Source organism: Mycobacterium novum (genome assembly GCF_010726505.1).
GTDB lineage: Bacteria > Actinomycetota > Actinomycetes > Mycobacteriales > Mycobacteriaceae > Mycobacterium > Mycobacterium algericum.
The window spans coordinates 718,265-739,004 of the sequence record NZ_AP022562.1 but is presented as its reverse complement, the minus strand read 5'-3'; the positions used below and the strand labels follow the sequence as shown (position 1 = coordinate 739,004).

At 69.0% G+C, this 20,740-nt stretch carries 19 protein-coding genes; 14 read left to right on the top strand and 5 right to left on the bottom strand.

Annotated features, from left to right (window positions below):
* Positions 1-35 precede the first annotated feature (35 nt).
* Positions 36-938, top strand: a complete 903-nt coding sequence (locus G6N19_RS03315) for a pseudouridine-5'-phosphate glycosidase (protein ID WP_013828111.1) — start codon at positions 36-38, stop codon at positions 936-938.
* 147 nt (positions 939-1,085) lie between these two features.
* Positions 1,086-2,807 (top strand): aa3-type cytochrome oxidase subunit I, encoded by a 1,722-nt coding sequence (gene ctaD, locus G6N19_RS03310; protein ID WP_013828112.1) that lies wholly within the window; start codon positions 1,086-1,088, stop codon positions 2,805-2,807.
* A gap of 21 nt (positions 2,808-2,828) precedes the next feature.
* Here the strand turns inward: ctaD and G6N19_RS03305 are convergent, their stop codons facing one another.
* Entirely contained in the window at positions 2,829-3,563 is a 735-nt protein-coding gene (locus G6N19_RS03305) for a helix-turn-helix transcriptional regulator (RefSeq protein WP_013828113.1), read from the bottom strand.
* 131 nt (positions 3,564-3,694) lie between these two features.
* Here G6N19_RS03305 and G6N19_RS03300 point away from each other — a divergent pair, with 131 nt between their 5' ends.
* Both G6N19_RS03300 and G6N19_RS03295 read left to right on the top strand, forming a co-directional pair.
* Positions 3,695-5,095 (top strand): acyl-CoA synthetase, encoded by a 1,401-nt coding sequence (locus G6N19_RS03300; protein WP_083038422.1) that lies wholly within the window; start codon positions 3,695-3,697, stop codon positions 5,093-5,095.
* A 40-nt stretch (positions 5,096-5,135) separates the two neighbouring features.
* The gene (locus tag G6N19_RS03295; protein ID WP_083038425.1) at positions 5,136-5,423 is read left to right on the top strand and encodes a hypothetical protein; all 288 of its coding nucleotides are present in this window, start codon (positions 5,136-5,138) and stop codon (positions 5,421-5,423) included.
* A 7-nt stretch (positions 5,424-5,430) separates the two neighbouring features.
* On the opposite strand, the gene G6N19_RS03290 is transcribed toward G6N19_RS03295, so the two are convergent.
* Positions 5,431-6,108, bottom strand: a complete 678-nt coding sequence (locus G6N19_RS03290) for a TetR/AcrR family transcriptional regulator (RefSeq protein ID WP_013828116.1) — start codon at positions 6,106-6,108, stop codon at positions 5,431-5,433.
* Positions 6,109-6,234: 126 nt separating this feature from the next.
* Here G6N19_RS03290 and G6N19_RS03285 point away from each other — a divergent pair, with 126 nt between their 5' ends.
* Positions 6,235-6,660, top strand: coding sequence for an MmpS family transport accessory protein (locus G6N19_RS03285; protein WP_013828117.1), 426 nt, complete (start codon positions 6,235-6,237; stop codon positions 6,658-6,660).
* Positions 6,657-9,542, top strand: a complete 2,886-nt coding sequence (locus G6N19_RS03280) for an MMPL/RND family transporter (RefSeq protein ID WP_193465756.1) — start codon at positions 6,657-6,659, stop codon at positions 9,540-9,542. The genes G6N19_RS03285 and G6N19_RS03280 overlap by 4 nt, the downstream gene beginning before the upstream one ends.
* Before the next feature lie 9 nt (positions 9,543-9,551).
* Here G6N19_RS03280 and dapD read toward each other — a convergent pair whose 3' ends face one another.
* The gene (gene dapD / locus G6N19_RS03275) at positions 9,552-10,505 is read right to left on the bottom strand and encodes a 2,3,4,5-tetrahydropyridine-2,6-dicarboxylate N-succinyltransferase (RefSeq protein ID WP_085975700.1); all 954 of its coding nucleotides are present in this window, start codon (positions 10,503-10,505) and stop codon (positions 9,552-9,554) included.
* A gap of 103 nt (positions 10,506-10,608) precedes the next feature.
* On the opposite strand from dapD, the gene dapE reads away from it, so the two are divergent.
* Complete coding sequence (dapE, locus tag G6N19_RS03270; RefSeq protein WP_013828120.1) at positions 10,609-11,685, top strand: succinyl-diaminopimelate desuccinylase; 1,077 nt, start codon at positions 10,609-10,611, stop codon at positions 11,683-11,685.
* Positions 11,686-11,785: 100 nt separating this feature from the next.
* On the opposite strand, the gene G6N19_RS03265 is transcribed toward dapE, so the two are convergent.
* Positions 11,786-13,846, bottom strand: a complete 2,061-nt coding sequence (locus tag G6N19_RS03265) for an ATP-binding protein (RefSeq protein WP_013828121.1) — start codon at positions 13,844-13,846, stop codon at positions 11,786-11,788.
* A 47-nt stretch (positions 13,847-13,893) separates the two neighbouring features.
* Between G6N19_RS03265 and G6N19_RS03260 the strand changes: the two genes are divergently transcribed.
* The 7 genes from G6N19_RS03260 to G6N19_RS03230 all read left to right on the top strand — a co-directional run bounded on the left by G6N19_RS03260 (position 13,894) and on the right by G6N19_RS03230 (position 19,467).
* A complete protein-coding gene (locus G6N19_RS03260) occupies positions 13,894-14,457 on the top strand; it encodes an LOG family protein (protein WP_013828122.1) in 564 nt (187 codons plus the stop codon).
* A gap of 93 nt (positions 14,458-14,550) precedes the next feature.
* Positions 14,551-16,332: a long-chain-acyl-CoA synthetase FadD6 gene (gene fadD6, locus G6N19_RS03255; protein ID WP_193465755.1), complete on the top strand. Its 1,782-nt coding sequence runs from the start codon at positions 14,551-14,553 to the stop codon at positions 16,330-16,332.
* Positions 16,333-16,446: 114 nt separating this feature from the next.
* Entirely contained in the window at positions 16,447-17,271 is an 825-nt protein-coding gene (folP, locus tag G6N19_RS03250) for a dihydropteroate synthase (protein ID WP_232062645.1), read from the top strand.
* Complete coding sequence (locus G6N19_RS03245; protein WP_193465754.1) at positions 17,268-18,215, top strand: glucosyl-3-phosphoglycerate synthase; 948 nt, start codon at positions 17,268-17,270, stop codon at positions 18,213-18,215. Before folP ends, G6N19_RS03245 begins: the two co-directional genes overlap by 4 nt.
* A 37-nt stretch (positions 18,216-18,252) precedes the next feature.
* A complete protein-coding gene (locus G6N19_RS03240; protein WP_013828126.1) occupies positions 18,253-18,564 on the top strand; it encodes a DivIVA domain-containing protein in 312 nt (103 codons plus the stop codon).
* Positions 18,561-19,133, top strand: coding sequence for a DNA-3-methyladenine glycosylase I (locus tag G6N19_RS03235; RefSeq protein WP_013828127.1), 573 nt, complete (start codon positions 18,561-18,563; stop codon positions 19,131-19,133). Before G6N19_RS03240 ends, G6N19_RS03235 begins: the two co-directional genes overlap by 4 nt.
* Positions 19,134-19,299: 166 nt before the next feature.
* Positions 19,300-19,467, top strand: a complete 168-nt coding sequence (locus G6N19_RS03230) for a DUF3117 domain-containing protein (protein WP_003885506.1) — start codon at positions 19,300-19,302, stop codon at positions 19,465-19,467.
* Between the two features lie 34 nt (positions 19,468-19,501).
* Here the strand turns inward: G6N19_RS03230 and glgA are convergent, their stop codons facing one another.
* On the bottom strand, positions 19,502-20,668 hold the full coding sequence (gene glgA, locus G6N19_RS03225) for a glycogen synthase (RefSeq protein ID WP_193465753.1): 1,167 nt from the start codon (positions 20,666-20,668) through the stop codon (positions 19,502-19,504).
* Positions 20,669-20,740: the final 72 nt, after the last annotated feature.

Sequence of the window (20,740 nt, the reverse complement as noted above, 5' to 3'; positions counted from 1 at the left end):
CCCTGCGACGGGCCCGGCCGATTACGGTTGAAGCCGTGCGCGTTCACCCCGAAGTCGCCGATGCGCTTGCCGCCGGCCGGGCCGTGGTGGCGCTGGAGAGCACGATCATCACCCACGGCCTGCCGCGGCCGGACAACCTGCGCATCGCCCGTGAGATCGAGGACGCGGTACGCGCCGGCGGTGCGGTACCGGCCACCATCGCGATCGTCGACGGCCGCCCGCACATCGGCCTGGACGAACCGGCGCTGCACCGCATCGCCACCGGCGGCACGGCGATCAAGGTCAGCGTCCGCGACATCGCGATGGTGGCCGCCATGGGCGGCGATGGTGCGACCACGGTCGCCGCGACCGCACACCTGGCGGCGGCAGCCGGCATCACGGTGTTCGCCACCGGTGGGCTGGGCGGCGTGCACCGCGGTGCCCGGGACAGCTACGACGAGTCCGCGGACCTGGTCACGCTCTCGCGCACCCCGGTGCTGGTGGTGTGCTCGGGCGTCAAGTCGATCCTGGACATCGGTGCGACGTTGGAGCGGTTGGAGACACTGTCGGTGGGCGTGATCGGCTACCGCACCGACCGCTTCCCAGCCTTCTACCTCACCGACTCCGGCTACCCGCTCGATTGGTGGGTCCAGACCCCGAAACAGGCCGCCGCGGTGCTGCGTGCCCGCACCCGACTGCGCACCGACGGGTGCGGACTGGTGCTGGCCAACCCGATCCCCGCCGACGCCGAACTCGACCGCGCACTGCACGACCGGGTGCTCGCCGATGGGCTGGCCGCCGCCGAGGCGGCCGGGGTGCGCGGCAAAGACGTCACCCCCTTCCTGCTCGATCACTTCCACCGGGGCACCCACGGCGCGTCGGTCGCCGCCAATGTCGCGCTGGTGCTGGCCAATGCCCGGCTGGCCGGGGAGGTCGCGGTCGCCTTCGCGGCTCGGTGAGCGACCGGGTGAGCGGCCGACGCGTCGCAGGGATTTCCCGTACCATAGGTCGTTATATCCGCTGGTCTGGCCGGCACGCGCTGCCGACGGGGCTACGACTTCGGCGGGAGGCGTGCCGATGGCAGATGTGGTCAGCCGGGGTGCCGCATGAGCCTGACGAGCATTCCCGGCAAGCAACTGTTACCGCTGCGCCCGTATCCGCCCAGGGCCGGCCCCCGCGGGGCGCTGGTCTACCGGGTGATCGCCACCACCGACCACAAGCTGATCGGCATCTTGTACATGGTGACGACGTTCAGCTTCTTTCTGATCGCCGGACTGATGGCCTTGCTGATGCGCACCGAGCTGGCTGCGCCGGGCCTGCAGTTCCTGTCCAATGAGCAGTACAACCAGCTGTTCACCATGCACGGCACCATCATGTTGCTGCTGTATGCCACCCCGATCGTGTTCGGCTTCGCCAATCTGGTGCTGCCGTTGCAGATCGGGGCGCCGGATGTGGCCTTCCCGCGGCTCAACGCCTTCAGTTACTGGCTGTATCTGTTCGGCGGGCTGATCGTCGTCGCCGGGTTCCTGACGCCGGGCGGTGCCGCAGATTTCGGCTGGACCGCTTACGCGCCGCTGAGCGGCGTCGTCCATGCCCCCGGCGCCGGGGCCGACCTGTGGATCATGGGGCTGGCGGTCTCTGGGCTGGGCACCATCCTGGGCGCGGTGAACATGATCACCACCGTGGTCTGCATGCGCGCCCCCGGGATGACGATGTTCCGGATGCCGATCTTCACCTGGAACGTGCTGATCACCTCGATCATGGTGCTGATCGTCTTCCCGCTGTTGACCGCGGCGCTGCTCGGCCTGGCAGTCGATCGTCACCTGGGCGGGAACATCTTCGAGGCAGCGAACGGCGGAGCGTTGCTGTGGCAGCACCTGTTCTGGTACTTCGGCCACCCCGAGGTGTACATCGTCGCGTTGCCGTTCTTCGGCATCGTCACCGAGATCTTCCCGGTGTTCGCCCGCAAGCCGGTGTTCGGCTACAGCCAGATGGTGTACGCGACGATGAGCATCGCCGGCCTGTCGACGGCGGTGTGGGCGCACCACATGTTCGCAACCGGCGCGGTGCTGTTGCCGTTCTTCGCGTTCATGAGCTTCATGATCGCGGTGCCGACCGGTATCAAGTTCTTCAACTGGATCGGCACGATGTGGCGGGGCCAGTTGACGTTCGAGACGCCGATGCTGTTCTCGCTCGGGTTCGCGGTGACGTTCCTGGCCGGCGGGCTGACCGGGGTGATGCTGGCCAGTCCGCCGCTGGACTTCCACGTCCACGACAGCTATTTCGTGGTGGCGCACTTCCACTACGTGCTGTTCGGCACCATCGTGTTCTCGACTTTCGCCGGGATCTACTTCTGGTTCCCGAAGATGACCGGCCGGCTGCTCGACGAGCGGCTGGGCAGGCTGCACTTCTGGCTGACGTTCATCGGCTTCCACACCGCGTTCCTGGTGCAGCACTGGCTGGGCAACATGGGGATGCCGCGCCGTTACGCCGACTACCTTTCCACCGACGGGTTCCAGCCGTTCAACATCGTCTCCACCATCGGGGCGTTCATCCTGGCGGCATCGGTGCTGCCGTTCCTGTGGAACGTGTTTCGCAGTTGGCGCTACGGCGAGGTCGTGACCGTCGATGACCCGTGGGGCTACGGCAGTTCACTGGAGTGGGCGACCAGTTGCCCACCGCCGCGCCACAACTTCACCGAACTGCCCCGAATCCGTTCGGAGCGGCCGGCATTCGAACTGCACTACCCGCACATGGTGCCGCGCCTCCGCGACGAGCTGCACATCGGGCGCCGTGAGGTCGCCGAGCCGCTCGCATCGCGCGACTGATCGTGCCGGTGCCGGGACCGGTCAGCGACCGATCACCCTGGCGATGCACAACTCCGGCTCGACGAACGGCTCCAACTCGGCGTGCAGCGCAGTGTTCTCGTCGCCGTCGGCATCGGTGCTGAGCAGCCCGCGCAGCAGACCCAGGTGCATGGCGCAGCTGACTTCCGGATGGGAGCGCGCCAGGTCGCGGACCGGACAGGCGTGCAGCCGGATCGCGCACTCGCGGTGGCCGTCGCCGACGTCGGCCGGCGCGGTGATCTCCGGCCCGAACCCCATTCGCTCGAAGGCGTCGGCGATTCGGCCGGTGCGGTCGTCGAGTGCCGGTGCCGGTTCGCCGTTCCGGGCGGCGTCAGCGGACTCGTCGGAGCCGTCCTGGGCCATGATCCGGTCTGCCCAGCGCCGGCCGGCTCGTTCGGCGCGCTGCCGGCGCTCGGCGGCGGTGTCGCCGAGTTCCATCGCGAGGATCTCGGCCAGACCCCGGTAATCCAGCCGGTCGCGCACCGCGACGTAGCCGGTGCGGGGGCGACCGACGCCGTCCCGCTTGATCCGGGTGCGCGCGACCGAGCCGTCCTCACACAGTGCGTCGAGGTGGAACCGCACGGTGGTGACGTGTAAGCCCATCTGGGTGGCGATCTCGGAGGCATCCACCGCGCCGGTGGCGCAGGTGACCAGTCGCAGCACCCGTTCCCGCTGCTGGTTGCGCGGCAACCGCCGGGTGCGATTGGCCCCGCGCCGCTGGTCGGACTGGTCGTGCATCGGTATGCCTCTCGTGATCCCGTCCCCACAAATTTAATGGAACAAGCTCCTTGATACCAGCCACGACGGTGGCCGGTGGACCGGCTGAGCGGCCAACGCCGGCCGGGCAGGCAACCGGTAACGTCCCCCGGGTGCTGCTGACCTCGCTGGACACCCACGTCGACGATATCGCCGATGCGGTACGCATCGACAACACCGCGCTCAGCCGGGCCGACTTGCGCGCTGCGGCGGCAGCGGCGCACGAAGACCTCGGCGGGGCGGGGCGGGTGGCGGTGCTGGCCACCCCGACGGCGTCGACCGTGCTCGCGGTCGCCGGCTGTCTGCTCGCCGGGTTGCCGGTGGTCCCGGTCCCCGCCGACGTCGGCGTCGCCGAACGCGCCCACATCCTGCGTGACTCGAACGCGCAGGCCTGGCTGGGGGAGCGGCCCACCGAACTCGCCGGCCTGCCGCATGTGCCGGTACGGCGCGGTGCCGGATCGGCCCAGCCGCCCCCCGAACCGGCGGGGGACGACGCCGCGCTGGTCATCTACACCTCCGGCACCACCGGCCCGCCCAAGGGTGTGCAGTTGAGCCGGCGGGCGCTGGCCGCGGACCTGGACGCGCTGGCCCAGGCCTGGCAGTGGAGCCCCGAGGACGTGTTGGTCCACGGCCTGCCGATGTATCACGTGCACGGCCTGGTGTTGGGACTGCTGGGCTCACTGCGGGTCGGGAACCGCTTCGTGCACACCGGCAAGCCGACGCCGCAGGCCTACGCGGCCGCCGGCGGCACGCTGTATTTCGGGGTGCCCACCGTGTGGTCGCGGGTGGTGGCCGATGCCGGTGCGGCCGAAGCGCTGCGGCCGGCCCGGCTGCTGGTCTCGGGCAGTGCGGCGCTACCGGTTCCGGTGTTCGACGCGCTCGTCGCCAGGACCGGCCACCAGCCCATCGAACGCTACGGCAGCACCGAGTCGCTGATCACGGTGAGCACCCGCGTCGACGGCGAACGCAGACCCGGCTGGGTGGGGCTGCCGCTGCACGGGGTGCAGACCAAGCTCATCGGCGAGGACGGCGAACCGGTCCCGCACGACGGGGCGACCATCGGGCGGCTGGCGGTGCGCGGGCCGACCTTGTTCGACGGCTACCTCAACCTGCCCGAGGCGACCGCGGCGGCCTTCGACGCCGACGGCTGGTACCGCACCGGGGACGTCGCGGTCATCGACGCCGACGGGATGCACCGGATCGTCGGCCGCGAATCGGTGGACCTGATCAAGACCGGCGGTTTCCGGGTCGGGGCCGGTGAGATCGAGACCGCCCTGCTCGGCCATCCCGCGGTGGCCGAGGTGGCCGTCGTCGGGCTGCCCGACGAGGATCTGGGCCAGCGCATCGTCGCGTTCGTGGTCGCCGCCCCGGACGACACGGCGACATCCGATGAGCTGATCGACTACGTCGGCCGACAACTGTCGGCCCACAAACGCCCGCGCGAAGTGCGGATGGTGGATGCGCTGCCGCGCAACGCAATGGGAAAGGTACTCAAGAAGGCGTTGCTGCCGTAGGCTCGCGCTTGCGCGAACCGAAACCAGAAGGAGTGGCGCTGTGAAAAATTGGACTCTTGCCGTCGGCGCGCTCCTCGCCGGTGCGACGTTCCTGCTCGGTGGATGCTCGGAGGTCAGCAAGGTCGTCAACAAGGGCGGCGACACCACCTGTCAGGAGTTCAACAGCCACGACGACGAGAAGCAGCGCTCGGAAGTCTCCAAGATGCTCAAGGACAAGAACGGCAACGAGCCGTCCAACATGGAGCTGTCCGCGACGCGGGTGGCGGTCAGCGCCTACTGCAAGACCATCGGCAAGGACAGCGACAAGATCAGCAACGCGATGCTGTAGCGCCAGCTCATCCGTTGCCGCGTTCACCGCAGGGGCCGGCAGGCTCCCAGGTCTCCATTGCGGCTTCGATTCCCTCGTCGTCGAGTGCAGCCACCGGTAGCGGTGATTGATCACCGCGGTAACGCATCCCGTCGAGCAGGATGGCCACATAACGGCGCCACAGGTCTGCGTCGACGTGGCCGGCGAACTCACTCACCGTGCCGGCCAGCAGCCCGAAGATCGGCATGTCGGTATCGGACAGTCCGGGCCGCAGGTGATCGTCTGTTCGCGCTCGCTCGACGAGTCTCTTCACAACGGGCACAAGTCGCTGCTGGGCGGCCGTCACCCGATCGCCCCCGTAGGCCTTGCTGAAGCAGATCTCTCGCAGGCCCCGGTCGGTCGCCGTGATTGCACACATCTGCTCGACGTACCACACGAACCCCTGCCATGGATCCGGTTGTTGCAGAGCGGTTTCCGCCAGGTCCGCGAGCTGGTTGATGCCATCTTCGAAGATCGCCTCGAGTAGCTCCTCCTTGGTGGCGAACCTGCGGTAGACGGTCCCGACTCCGACGCCCGCATGGTGGGCGACGTCGTTGAGGTTGGGCTCCAAGCCCTTGCTCGCGAACAGCTCGCGGGCCGCTTCCAGGACGCGCGCCCGATTGCGCTCGGCGTCCTTGCGCAACGGGCGGGCGGTGTCCTCACTCACACTCACCCCTCCGAGTGTAATGCGAACAACACGTAAACCGGATTGACTTAATCCACTTACATAATTAGCTTAGCTACCTGGAACTGCGTCGTCGGCCGAACCCGGTCAGCGTCGGGGAAGGTGACGATGAAAAGGCTGATCAGTCGGGTGTGGCTGCCCGTCGTGATCGTGGCGGCAGTCACGGCAGGCGCCGTCACGGTCGCCCAGTTGCGGACCGTCTTCGGGTCGCATCCCGTCGTCATCACCGACATCTCCTCGGACAACGCGGAGGACTTCAACCCCAAGTTCGTGACCTACGAGGTCTTCGGTTCGGGCACCACGGCCGTCATCAACTACATGGACCTCGAAGGCAAGCCCCAGCGCATCCCGAGTGCCGCGCTGCCGTGGACGCTGACACTGCAGACCACCCTGCCTTCGGTGATGCCCAACATCCTGGCCCAGAGCGACGGCGACAGCATCAGCTGCCGGGTCACCGTCGACGACGAGGTCAAACAGGAAAGGACGGCTACCGGAGTGAATGCCGAGACCTTCTGCTTTGTGAAGGCAGCATGACCGCGCCGACCGAGCCGATTCCGGTGACGAGTCGCGTGGCGCGCCCGGGGATACCCCGGTTCATCCGGAAATTCGCGGTGCCGATCATCCTGGCGTGGATCGGGTTGATCGCCGCGCTGAACATCGTCGTCCCGCAACTTGAGGACGTCGGCAAGCTGCGCGCGGTTTCGATGAGCCCCAACGACGCACCGTCGCTGATCGCCACCAAGCGCGTCGGCAAGGTGTTCGAGGAGTACGACACCAGCAGTTCGGTGATGATCGTGCTCGAGGGCGACGAGCCGCTGGGCGCCGCCGCACACGAGTTCTACGACCAGATGGTGCGTGATCTGCGCGCCGACACCGCCCACGTGCAGCATGTGCAAGACTTCTGGGGCGACACGCTGACCGCCAAGGGCGCCCAGAGTGTCGACGGCAAGGCCGCCTACGTTCAGGTCTACATCGCCGGCGACCAGGGCGAGACGCTGGCCAACGAATCGGTGGACGCGGTGCGCCACATCGCATCCGACAGTCCCGCCCCCGCCGGGGTGAGGGCCTACGTCACCGGGTCCGCGGCCACCAGCACCGATCAGAACCACGTCGGCGACGCGAGTATGAAGCTCATCGAGCGGCTCACCTTCGCCGTGATCACGGTGATGCTGTTGACCGTCTATCGATCCGTCCTCACCACCCTCATCGTGTTGGTGATGGTCGTACTGGAGCTGTTCGCCGCCCGAGGACTGGTGGCATTCCTGGGATTCCACAACCTGTTCGGGTTGACCACCTTCGCGACCAACATGCTGGTGACCTTGGCCATCGCGGCTTCCACCGACTACGCGATCTTCCTGATCGGCCGGTATCAGGAGGCGCGGAGATCCGGGGAGGACCGAGAAGCCGCCTACTACACCATGTTCGGAGGCACCGCACATGTGGTGCTGGCCTCCGGGCTGACCATCGCCGGGGCGACGTTCTGCCTGCACTTCACCCGGCTGCCGTACTTCCAGACGATGGGTATCCCGTTGGCGGTCGGCATGGTGATCGTGGTGGCGGCCGCCTTGACGCTAGGGCCCGCCGTCATTTCGGTGTGCAGCCGGTTCGGTCGTCTACTGGAGCCCAAGCGCATCACCGCATCGCGTGGCTGGCATCGGGTCGGCACCTCAACCGTCCGCTGGCCCGGGGCAGTTCTGGTGGTCGCCGTCGCGGCGTCGCTGATCGGTCTGCTGGCGCTACCGGGTTACCACACGAGCTACAACGACCGCATCTACCTGCCCGATGACGTCCCGGCGAATGTCGGCTACGCGGCCGCAACCCGGCACTTCTCCGAGGCGAAGATGAACCCGGACCTGATGATGATCGAAACCGACCGGGATCTGCGCAACCCGGCAGATTTTCTGGTGATCGACAAGATTGCCAAGGCTCTCAAGAACGTGCACGGTATCGCCCAGGTGCAGACCATCACCCGGCCCGACGGCGATCCGATCAAACATTCGACGATCCCCTACACCATCGGGCAGAGTGGCACCGCCGCACTGATGAACAACGACTACATGCAGACCAACCTGGAGAACCTGCTCAATCAGGCCGACGATCTGCAGGCCAGCATCGACTCGATGACCGAGATGATGAATATCCAGCAGGATCTGGCCGAGGTGTCCCAGCGGATGGCCGACAAGATGGCGAACACGGCGGTCGACATCGGGGACATGCGGAATCACATGGCCGATTTCGACGATTTCTTCCGGGTGTTCCGCAACTACTTCTACTGGGAGCCGCACTGCTTCGACATCCCCATCTGCTGGTCGCTGCGGTCGATCTTCGACGCCCTGGACGGCGTTGACACCATGTCCGCCGACTTCGACGACTTGGTTCCCGACATGCAGCGGATGGCCGAGCTGATGCCACGGATGGTCGCCGTGATGCCGGCGCAGATCCAGTCGATGAAGAACCAGAAGCAGACCTTGCTCAACCAGTATCAGGTGCAGAAGGCCCAGCAGGACCAGAACATGGCGATGCAGGAGAATTCCACCGCGATGGGCGAGGCGTTCGACACTGCCAAGAACGATGACTCGTTCTACCTCCCGCCCGAAGCCTTCGACACCGCCGATTTCAAGCGGGGTATCAAGCTGTTCCTGTCACCGGATGGACATGCGGTGCGGTTCACCATCATTCACCAGGGCGATCCGTTGACGCCCGAGGGAATATCGCGCATCGAATCGCTCAAGGTCGCCGCGGCCGACGCGATCAAGGGGACACCGTTCGAGGGCGCCAGGATCTACCTCGGCGGCAGCGCAGCCACGTTCTACGACATGCAACAGGGCGCCAATTACGACTTGCTGATCGTCGTGACGGCCGCGCTGGTGCTGATCTTCATCATCATGATGGTCCTCACCCGAGCCGTGGTGGCCGCAGCGGTGATCATCGGCACGGTGGTGACCAGTCTGGGCTCGGCGTTCGGCGTGTCGGTAGTGCTCTGGCAACACCTCGTGGGCATCCCGCTGCACTGGATGGTGCTGCCGATGTCGGTCATCGTGCTGCTTGGTGTCGGCGCGGATTACAACCTGCTGCTGGTCTCGCGCATCCGCGAGGAGATCCACGCCGGCCTGCACACCGGGCTGATTCGCGCCATGGTCGGCACCGGTGCCGTGGTCACCGCTGCCGGTCTGGTGTTCGCCTTCACCATGGCCTCCATGGCTGTCAGCGCATTGATCGTGATCGGCCAGGTCGGCACGACCATCGGACTGGGTCTGCTCTTCGACACCTTGATCGTTCGGTCCCTGATGACGCCGTCGATCGCCACCCTGCTCGGGCGCTGGTTCTGGTGGCCGCAGGTCGTGCGTCCGCGCCCGCGTCCGCGGCCCTGGCCGCAACCGGTCCAGCCCGCGAAGGAGGAGCAGGCGCTGGTCTGACGGGGCCCACTAGTTGGCGTGCAGGTCCTCGTTGAGCGCGATGCCCTGACCGTCGCGGGCGACCACCTCGACCGCCCCGGTCGACGAATTGCGGCGGAACAACAGGTTATTGCCGCCGGCCAGCTCCCGGGCCTTGACCGTCGTGCCGTCGGGCATGGCGACCTTGGTGCCGGCGGTGACATAGAGTCCGGCCTCGATCACGCAGTCGTCACCCAGCGGGATGCCCAGCCCGGAGTTCGCTCCCAGCAGGCAGCGCTGGCCGATCGAAATCACCTGGGTGCCACCGCCGGACAGCGTGCCCATGATCGATGCGCCGCCGCCGACGTCGGAGCCGTCGCCGACCACCACGCCCGCCGAGATGCGGCCCTCCACCATCGAGGTGCCCAGCGTGCCGGCGTTGAAGTTGACGAATCCCTCGTGCATCACCGTGGTGCCCGGCGCCAGGTGCGCGCCCAGCCGCACCCGGTCGGCGTCGGCGATGCGCACCCCGGACGGCAGCACGTAGTCGACCATCCGCGGGAACTTGTCCACGCCGTAGACGGTGACCGGGCCGCGCCGGCGCAACCGGGCCCTGGTTGCCTCGAAGCCCTCGACCGCGCACGGCCCGTGATTGGTCCACACCACGTTGGTCAACACCCCGAATAACCCGTCGGCGTTGAGTCCGTGCGGCGCCACCAGTCGGTGCGACAGCAGATGCAGCCGCAGGTAGGCGTCGTAGGCGTCGGCGGCCTTGTCCGCCAGTGCACCGATCACGGTGCGCACCGCCACCGTCTCGGTGCCGCGGTCCTCGTCCCGCCCGAGCAGCCCGGCCAGGTCGGCGGGCACGTCGGCAGCCGCCAAGCGGGCGGTGCCCGGGTCGCCCGAGCCGTCCAACTCCGGTGTGGGAAACCAGGTGTCGAGAACCGATCCGTCTGCGGCCAGCGTCGCCACGCCGACGCCCGAAGCTCCAGTCACGCCGGTCAGGCTACTTTCCCCCGGCGACGAGACGCAAAAGCCCCCTGCGCGCCCGAGAATTGGGGGCTTTCACGTCTGCTCGCCAGAAAAGGCGACCCGCTACGCTGGGGCGGTGCTGGACCTGCGCTCCGACCCGATCGCGCTGACCGCGGCGCTGGTCGACATCCCCAGTGAATCGCGGCACGAGGCACGAATCGCCGACGAGGTGGAAGCCGCGCTACGGGCCCAAACCTCCGGCTTCGAGATCATCCGCGACGGCGACGCGGTACTGGCTCGTACCCGGCTGGGGCGACCGACTCGGGTGCTGCTGGCCGGGCATCTGGACACCGTCCCGGCGGCCGGCAATCTGCCCAGCCGCCGCACCACCGAGGCGGAAGGTGATGTCCTGCACGGCTGCGGCACCGTCGACATGAAATCCGGCGACGCCGTCTTCCTGCACCTGGCAGCCACCATCGCCGAACCGGCACACGACTTGACCTGCGTCTTCTACGACTGTGAGGAAATCGACGCGGCCGCCAACGGGCTGAACCGCATCGAACGCAACCTGCCGGATTGGCTGGTGGCCGACCTCGCCATCCTCGGTGAGCCCACCGGCGGCTTTATCGAGGCCGGCTGTCAGGGCACGTTGCGGGTCGTCGTGACCGCCGGCGGCACCCGGGCGCATTCGGCGCGGTCCTGGCTGGGCGACAACGCCATCCACAAACTGGGCGCGGTGCTGGACCGGCTCGCCACCTACCGGCCGCGCAGCGTCGACATCGACGGCTGCGTCTACCGCGAGGGACTCTCGGCGGTGCGTATCGACGGCGGAGTGGCCGGCAACGTGATTCCGGACGCGGCCAGTGTCACGGTGAACTTCCGCTTCGCGCCGGACCGCTCGCCCGAGCAGGCGCTGACCCATGTGCGGGAGGTCTTCGACGGGCTCGACGTCGCGATCGAACAGACCGACGTCGCCGCCGGCGCCCTGCCCGGGCTCACCGCGCCCGCGGCGGCCGCCTTGGTGGCCGCCGCCGACGGACAGGTGCGCGCCAAGTACGGCTGGACCGACGTCTCGCGGTTCGCCGCCCGCGGCGTTCCCGCGGTCAACTACGGGCCCGGCGACCCCAACCTGGCGCACTGCGTCGACGAGCGGGTGCCGGTCTCCCAGATCAGCGCGGTGACCGACCTGCTGCGCCGGTTCCTCGTCGGTTAGGTGGGCTCGTCGAGTGGGAATTTCACGACGCGACACGCCGGTGTCACGTCGTGAAATTCCCCCAGGGAACCCAGCTCCCGCCGCAGGCCCGGGAAGGCGCCTAGCCTCCGGCGGTCAGCGCGCGGGCGGCGGCCAGCGCCTCCCTGCCGAACGCGCAATCGACCTCCTCGCACAGCCGGGCCAGCGGGTCGACGGCCCGGGCATCACCGAGCTGGACCGCCACCTGCCAGGCTTGCAGTGCAACCGCGTACTGCCCGCTGCGTTCGGCCATCCGGGCGGCGTCGCGGGCAGCGGTGACCGCGCCGTGTCGGTCCCGCATGCCGGCCCGCTGCCAGGCGCGCGCCATACCCAACTCCGGGGCGAACAGCGCCGACTTGGTTCCGTGTCGGGATTCCGCTCGGCTCAACGCTTTTGCCGCCCCGGCGATGTCGGACTGCCGCGCCAGGGCGGTGGCCAGCAGGGTCAGCGACAGCGGACCCCACGAATACCCGGTCCGCTCCAAGGTCGCCGCGGCCGGCGCCAGCAGCTGGGCCGCGGCGTCGAATTCGCCGACCGCGATCAGCACCTGCGCCACCAGCACCTCGCCGATCGCCCGGCCGGGCTGGGCCAGTTCAGCGAAATCGGTGAACTGGCGGGCAGTTTCGTGTGCCTCGGTGAGCCGGTCGGTCATCAGCAGCACGGTGATCTCGGCCAGCCCGATGGTGAACCGCAGCAGGCCGGGATGTTCGGCGTCCAGTGCGCGGCGGGCCAGCGCCCCGACGTCGTCGAACCGGCCGGCCCTCGCCGCGCACAGTGCCGCGGCGCTGCCGGCCCAGGCCACCGCCATGTCGTCGGCGGCCGGGTCGGCCAGCACCGCGGCCGCGGCCTCGGCGGCACGGCCGATGTTGCCGGCATTCATCGCGAAGGTTGCGCCGAGTGCGTCCAGGGTGATGCGCGGGGTCGTGCCGGTGACCCGGCCGCGGGTGGCGGCCAAAAACGCCGCGGCGCGTTCGGGCTCGCCCAGCATGAAGAACTGGTTGGCGGCTCGCGGCAGCGCCCAGGCCATCAACTCCGGTTCGGTCAGCTCGGCCGGGTCGACCGCCGCCAGCACCGCGTCGGCGTCGCGCCCGCGGCCCTGCCAGCCCAGCGCGTGAGCCAGCGCCAGCCGGGCCGGTAGACCTCCGGAGCGGTCGAGCGCACTGCGGGCCAGCCGCTCACCGAGCTTCAGATCCCCCAGTCGCAGTGCCTGCTGGGCGGCGCCCACCAGCTCCCCGACGGGCTGGGGCGCGTCACTGTCGGCGGTCAGCGCCGCCAGCCGCAACTGCTCACCGACGTGCTCGCACGGCCGGTTCGACAGCACCGCGACCACCTCGGTGCGCAGCCGGCGGGCGGCCTCGCCGTCCGGGGCGCCCAGTGCTCCGCGCGCCCGCTCGCCGAACAGCGGGTGGGCGGTGTAGACCACCGGGTCCGGGCCGTGACCGCCGCGGCTGCGGATCTCGACCGCGCCGAGTTCTTCGGCCTGGCCGACGGCGCCGGCACTGGTCAGCTGGGTCAGATCGGCCAACGGCAGCGGCTCGATGACAGCCAGGTAATCCAGCACCGCGCGTGCGGGCGCCGGCAACTCGGCCACAAAGGCGTCGACGTCACCCGCACCGGTTACCTCGTCCGGTGCCGCGATGTCGATGCGGGCCAGCAACTCATCGCCCCACAACGCGGCCACGGGCGGCGCCGCGATGGGCGCGGCGTCGGCGCAGCCGGTGATGATCATCCGGGCCGCGCCGGTCAGCGCCAGCTGGTAGACCAGCGTCGCCGAGAGGATGTCGAGCTGATGCGCGTCGTCGACCACCAGCAGCAGCTCGCCGCCGTCGCGAGCCTCCTCGGCCAGCGATTCGCGTGCTGCCCGCAGCAGCGCGGCGGGCTTGCCGATGTCGGCGACCCGGATCAGATGGCTCAGGGCACCGAACGGCACCGTGCGCTCCGCGGGGGTGCCGATCACCCAGCGGATGCGAGTGGTCGGGTGCCGGCGGGCGCGGTCCTCGGCGGCCAGCCGGGCCAGCGTGGACTTGCCGCAGCCGTCGGGGCCGAGCACCACCGCACCCGCGCGGACCCCGGCTGCGTCGAGCGCTTCGGTCAGTCGGTGCAGGGCGGCCGAATGCTCGGGGACGTTCCACCGGATCGGCATCGCGCAGATTTTACGGTCTGCGCCATCCGCCGGTTAGCCTTTCGGGTGTGCGGGGCAGCGAATGGGCGGTGTGCGTCTACTGTGCGTCCGGCCCGACCGACCCGGCGCTGCTGGCGCTGGCCGCCAAAGTCGGTGCGGCGATCGCGCAACGGGGCTGGACGCTGGTGTGGGGTGGCGGCAACATCTCGGCGATGGGCGCACTGGCGGTGGCCGTCCGGCAGCACGGTGGCCGCACGGTCGGAGTGATCCCCAAGGCGTTGCTGCACCGCGAGGTGGCCGACGTCGAATCCGACGAGCTGATCGTCACCGACACCATGCGGGAGCGCAAACAGGTCATGGACCAACGCGCGGACGCGTTTCTGACCCTGCCCGGCGGGATCGGCACGTTGGAGGAGCTGTTCGAGACGTGGACCGGCCGGTATCTGGGACTGCACGACAAACCGGTCGTGCTGCTGGATCCGGACGGCCACTACGCGGGATTGTGGGCCTGGATGTCGGGGCTGCTCGACGCCGGGTTCGTGTCCCAGCGTGCGATGGACCGGCTGCTGGTGGTCGACGAGCTCGAGACGGCACTGGACGCCTGCGCACCCGGTACTGCCGGTACCGACTAGGCTGTATTTTCGCAGCCGACCCGCTGCGCCCGGCGCCGCCGTGCTGGCGTCGTCTGGGCTGCCTTCAGCACCTGCCGACCCCGAGGGGATACCGTGTCCGATCACAATTCCGGGACCCGGATCGGGCTGACCGACATCGCGACTCGGCTGCCCGTGCTCGTCGCCGACTTGCCGGCGATGCTGCGTGGGATGCGGACCGGCCTGCTGGCCCGACCCACCTCCAAGGCGTCGATCGGCAAGGTCTTTCAGGACCGCGCCGCCAAACACGCCGACCGCGTCTTCATCCGGTTCGGTGATCAGCAGCTGACCTACCGGGAGGCCAATGCGACCGTCAACCGCTTTGCCGCGGTGTTGGCCGCTCGCGGCGTCGGCCACGGCGACGTCGTCGGGGTGATGCTGCGCAACTCACCCAATGCGGTGCTGATGATGCTGGCCGTCGTCAAATGCGGTGCGATCGCCGGGATGGTCAACTACCACCAGCGCGGCGACGTGCTGGTCCACAGCCTCGGCCTACTGGAAGCCAAACTGCTGATCGTCGAGTCGGATCTGGTCAGCGCCGTGCACGACAGCGGCGCGACCGCCGAGCCGGTCACCATCGAGGAGTTCGAGCGGCTGGCCGCCACCGCGCCCGCCGACAACCCGGTCTCGGTCGAGGCGGTGCTGGCCAAGGACACCGCGTTCTACATCTTCACCTCCGGTACCACCGGCTATCCCAAGGCCAGTGTGATGACGCACTACCGGTGGCTGCGGGCGCTGGCCACGTTCGGCGGAATCGGGCTGCGGTTGCGGGGCAGCGACACGCTGTACTGCTGCTTGCCGCTCTACCACAACAATGCGCTGACGGTCGCGGTGTCCTCGGTGCTCAACTCCGGCGCGACACTGGCGCTGGGCAAATCGTTCTCCGCCTCACGATTCTGGGATGAGGTGATCGCCGCGGACGCCACCGCGTTCGTCTACATCGGCGAAGTCTGCCGGTACCTGCTCAACCAGCCGGCCAAGCCGACCGACCGGGCCCACAAGGTGCGGGTGATCGCCGGCAACGGGCTGCGGCCGGAGATCTGGGACGAGTTCACCGACCGGTTCGGCATCAAGCGGGTCTGCGAGTTCTACGCCGCCAGCGAGAGCAACAGTGCATTCCTCAACGTGCTCAACGTGCCGCGCAGCACCGGGTTGTACCCGCTGCCGCTGGCCTACGTGGAGTACGACCACGACACCGGGCAACCGCTGCGCGGCGAGGACGGCTGGGTGCGCCGGGTGCCGTCGGGGCAACCCGGGCTGCTGCTGAGCCCGGTGAACAGGCTGTCGCCGTTCGACGGCTACACCGATCCGGAGGCCAACGAGAAGAAGCTGGTGCGCAACGCCTTCCGGGACGGGGACTGCTGGTTCAACACCGGTGACCTGATGCGCCCGCAGGGTATGGGCCACGCCGCGTTCGTCGACCGGCTCGGCGACACCTTCCGGTGGAAGGGCGAGAACGTCGCCACCACCCAGGTCGAGGCCGCGTTGTCCGCCGACGAATCGGTCGAGGAATGCGCCGTCTACGGCGTCGAGGTGCCCGACACCGGTGGCCGTGCCGGGATGGCCGCGGTCAAACTGCGTGACGGTGCGTCGTTCGACGGGGCCCGGCTGGCCGCCACAGTCTACGACCGGCTGCCGTCGTATGCGGTTCCGCTGTTCGTGCGGCTGGTGGAAACGATGGCGCACACCACCACATTCAAGAGCCGCAAGGTGGAGTTGCGTGAGCAGGGCTACGGCGCCGGTGACGCCGGCATCGACGAGCCGCTGTATGTGCTGGCCGGTCGCGACGAGGGTTATGTGCCCTACTACGCCGAGTACCCCGGGGAAGTGGCCGCGGGGAAGCGACCGCGGGGCTGAGGTCGGGTTCGGCGGGTCAGGGCTGAGCACCGCGTCGCGGCACCGACCGGGCACCATAGAACCGTGCAGTCCACCCTCTGCGGTCGTCCGGTGGCGGCCGATCGCGCGCTGATCATGGCGATCATCAACCGCACCCCCGACTCCTTCTACGACGCCGGCGCCACCTTCGACGACGACGCGGCCAAGTCGGCGGTGCACCAGGCGGTGGCCGACGGGGCGGACGTCATCGACATCGGCGGGGTCAAGGCCGGGCCGGGGCAGACCGTCGACGCCGATGCCGAGACCGCCCGGGTGGTTCCCTTCATCGAGTGGCTGCGCGGCGCCTACCCCGACCAGCTGATCAGTGTCGACACCTGGCGCTCGGAGGTGGCAAAACGCGCCTGCGTCGCGGGCGCCGACCTGATCAACGACACCTGGGGTGGTGTCGACCCGCAGCTGCCGGCGGTCGCCGCGGAGTTCGGTGTCGGCCTGGTCTGCTCGCACACCGGCGGCGCCGCGCCGCGGACCCGCCCGTTCCGGGTGAGCTACGGCACCACCGTGGACGGGGTGGTGGACGCGGTGATCGACGAGGTCACCGCGGCCGCGCAGCGGGCGGTGGCGGCCGGGGTGCCGCGCGAGAAGGTGCTGATCGACCCGACCCACGATTTCGGCAAGAACACCTTCCACGGGCTAGCGTTGTTGCGACACACGGAGAGGCTGGTCGCTACCGGATGGCCGGTGCTGATGGCGCTCTCCAACAAGGACTTCATCGGGGAGACTCTCGGTGTGGGTCTGACCGAACGACTGGAGGGAACGTTGGCGGCCACCGCACTGGCGGCGGCCGCGGGAGCCCGGATGTTCCGGGTGCACGAGGTCGGGCCGACCCGGCGCGTCCTGGAGATGGTGGCATCCATCCAGGGCGTGCGGGCCCCGACCCGCACAGTAAGGGGACTTGCATGACCGACCTGGTCGCGGGGCTGGGTGACACCCGGCTGGCCGGGCGCACCTGGAACCGTCCGGACTGGACGGTCGCCGAGCTGCTGGCGGCCAAGGCCAAGACCGGGCGCACCGTCTCGGTGGTGCTGCCCGCGTTGAACGAGCAGGCGACCATCGAATCGGTCATCGACAGCATCACCCCGCTGCTCGACAACCTGGTCGACGAACTGATCGTGCTGGATTCCGGGTCCACCGACGACACCGAGATCCGGTCCATCGCCGCGGGCGCTCGCGTCGTCAGCCGCGAACAGGCCGTACCGGAGGTGGCGCCGCAGCCCGGCAAGGGCGAAGCGCTGTGGCGCTCGCTGGCCGCGACCAGCGGCGACATCGTGGTATTCGTGGACTCCGACCTCATCGACCCCGACCCGATGTTCGTTCCCAACCTGGTCGGGCCGCTGCTCACCGGCGACAACGTCCATCTGGTCAAGGGCTTCTACCGGCGGCCGCTGAAGGTCAACGGCACCGAGGACGCCACCGGCGGCGGCCGGGTCACCGAGTTGGTCGCCCGCCCGCTGCTGACCGCGCTGCGGCCTGATCTGGGCGCGGTGCTGCAGCCGCTGGGCGGGGAGTACGCCGGCAGTCGCGAGCTGCTGGCGTCGGTGCCGTTCGCGCCCGGCTACGGCGTGGAGATCGGCCTGTTGATCGACACCTACGACCGGCTGGGCCTGGATGCGATCGCTCAGGTCAACCTGGGAGTGCGGGCCCACCGCAACCGTCCGCTGGCCGAACTTGCGGTGATGAGCCGCCAGGTCGTGGCCACCTTGTTGTCGCGGTGCGGTGTCCCCGACTCGGGGGTGGGGCTGACCCAGTTCTTCGCCGCCGGCCCTGACGGCACCGACTACCTGCCGCGCACCACGCCGCTGTCGCTGGTGGACCGGCCGCCGATGAACACGTTGCGCCAGCGCTGAGCACCCACGTGCGGCCGAATGAGGCACTATCGATCCCGTGACACTGGTGTTGCTGTATCTCGTGGTGCTCGTCCTGATCGCGCTGCTGCTGTTCGGGGTGGCCAGCGTGCTGTTCGGCCGGGGCGAGCAGCTGCCGCCGCTGCCCCGGGCGACGACGGCGACCATGCTGCCGGCCTCCGGGGTCACCGGCGCCGACGTCGAGGCGGTGAAGTTCTCCCAGGTGCTGCGCGGCTACAACACCGGCGAGGTCGACTGGGTGCTGGAGCGCCTAGGCGCAGAACTCGACCAGCTGCGCGGGCAGCTGGCCGCGGCGCAGGCGCTTGCCGCGGATCCGTCGGAGCAGAATTGACCGGCGCGCCCGACGACGGCCTGGTGCGGTGCGCCTGGTCCGATGGATCGGCGCTGTACCGCGATTACCACGACCGGGAGTGGGGCCGTCCGGTGCGTGAGGCGACCGCACTGTTCGAGCGGATCAGCCTGGAGGCCTTCCAGAGCGGGCTGTCGTGGCTGGTGATTCTGCGCAAGCGGGAGAATTTCCGGCGCGCGTTCGCCGACTTCGATGTCGAGACCGTCGCGCGCTACACCGATGCCGACGTGGCCCGGCTGATGGCCGATGCCGGCATCGTGCGCAACCGGGCCAAGATCGAGGCGACGATCGCCAACGCGCGGGCCACCATCGCCCTGGGATCCACCGATTTGGCGGAGCTGTTGTGGTCATTCGCCCCGCCGGCGCGCCCCCGGCCCGCCGATCTGTCGGAAATTCCGGCCGTCACGCCAGAATCCACGGCGATGGCGCGCGAATTGAAGCGGCGCGGGTTCCGATTCGTGGGACCGACGACCGCCTACGCATTGATGCAGGCCACGGGCATGGTCGACGATCACCTTCAGTCCTGTTGGGTGCCGACGGTGACCGCCTAGATCCATTAAAATGCACTCCGGAATCGGGTCTTGTGCACGCGGCGACGCTGATAGGGAAGAATGGCGTGGTGAAACTGCAGTTCGATGCCGGATGCTGCGATCGCGGTGCACAGCCGGCGCAGATCAAGGGCACGGCCGGTGGGCTGGTACCTGAAGGGAGCACTCGATGGCGGCGATGAAGCCCCGGACCGGTGACGGTCCACTGGAAGCGACCAAAGAGGGGCGCGGCATCGTGATGCGGGTACCGCTTGAGGGTGGTGGACGACTGGTCGTCGAACTGACTCCGGACGAGGCCGCTGCACTGGGCGACGAACTCAAAGCCGTCACGAGCTGACGAGCTGACGGGCTGTCCGCCTGCCGGCGGACTGTCAGCCGGCGCCCAGTTGCCGATACACGGCGTGGGTCTGCTCGGCGACGCGCGGCCACGAGAAGACCTCCTCGCAGCGGAGCCTGCCGGCCTCGCCGTAACGCCGGGCGGTTGTCGGGTCGCCGATCAGCGCGTTGACCGCCGCGGCCAGGCCGGTGCAGTAGCCGTCCGGGTCGGCGGGGTCGTAGTGCACCAACGACCCGGTGACGCCGTCAGTGACCACCTCGGGTATGCCGCCGACGTCGGAGGCCACCACGGCCGTGCCGCAGGCCATCGCCTCGAGGTTGACGATGCCCAACGGCTCGTAGACCGAAGGGCAGACGAACACGGTTGCTGCCGAGAGTAACTCGCGGATCTGCCGCGCCGGCAGGGTCTCCTGGATCCAGAACACCCCGCTGCGGGTGGCGGCCAGAGCCGCGACGGCGGCGCTCACCTCGGCGGCGATCTCCGGGGTGTCGGGCGCGCCGGCGCACAACACCAACTGCGCCTCCGGATGGAACCGATGCGCGGCGGCCACCAGATGGGCGACCCCCTTCTGCCGCGTGATCCGTCCGACGAACGCCACCATGGGCCGGTCAGGCTCCACGCCGAGTTCGGCCAGCATCGACGACGCCGTCGTGGCCGGCTGCGGACACCACACCTCGGTGTCGATGCCGCTGTAGATGACGTGGACGCGGTCGGGCCGCAACTCCGGGTTGAACCGGAGCAGGTCGTCGCGCATAGCCGAGCTGACCGCGATCACGGCGTCGGCCGCGGTCGTCGCCAGCTGCTCCACCCAGGACGACACCCGGTAGCCGCCGCCCAGTTGCTCGGCCTTCCAGGGGCGCAGCGGCTCCAGCGAATGCGCGGTGAGCACATGGGGGATGTCGTAGAGCAGTGCCGCCAGTCGGCCGGCCAGAGCGGTGTACCAGGTGTGTGAGTGAGCGATGTCGGCCGTGCCGACGGCGTCGGCCATCGTCAGGTCTGCCGAGAGGGTGCCCAGCGCCGGATTCGCATCCCGCAGTGCCGGATCCGGCTGATGCGCCGTCGCACCCGGCCGGGGCGCGCCCATGCAGTGCACGTCGACGTGGCACAACCGGCGCAATGCCTCCACCAGGTTCGTCACGTGGACGCCCGCGCCACCGTAGATATCCGGGGGGTACTCCCGGGTCAGCATCGCCACCCGCATAACCCGCACCGTAGCGGTCGGCGGCGGGTGGGCGCGTGGCGGATGACCAGTCACCAATCGTGCTGTCCACTG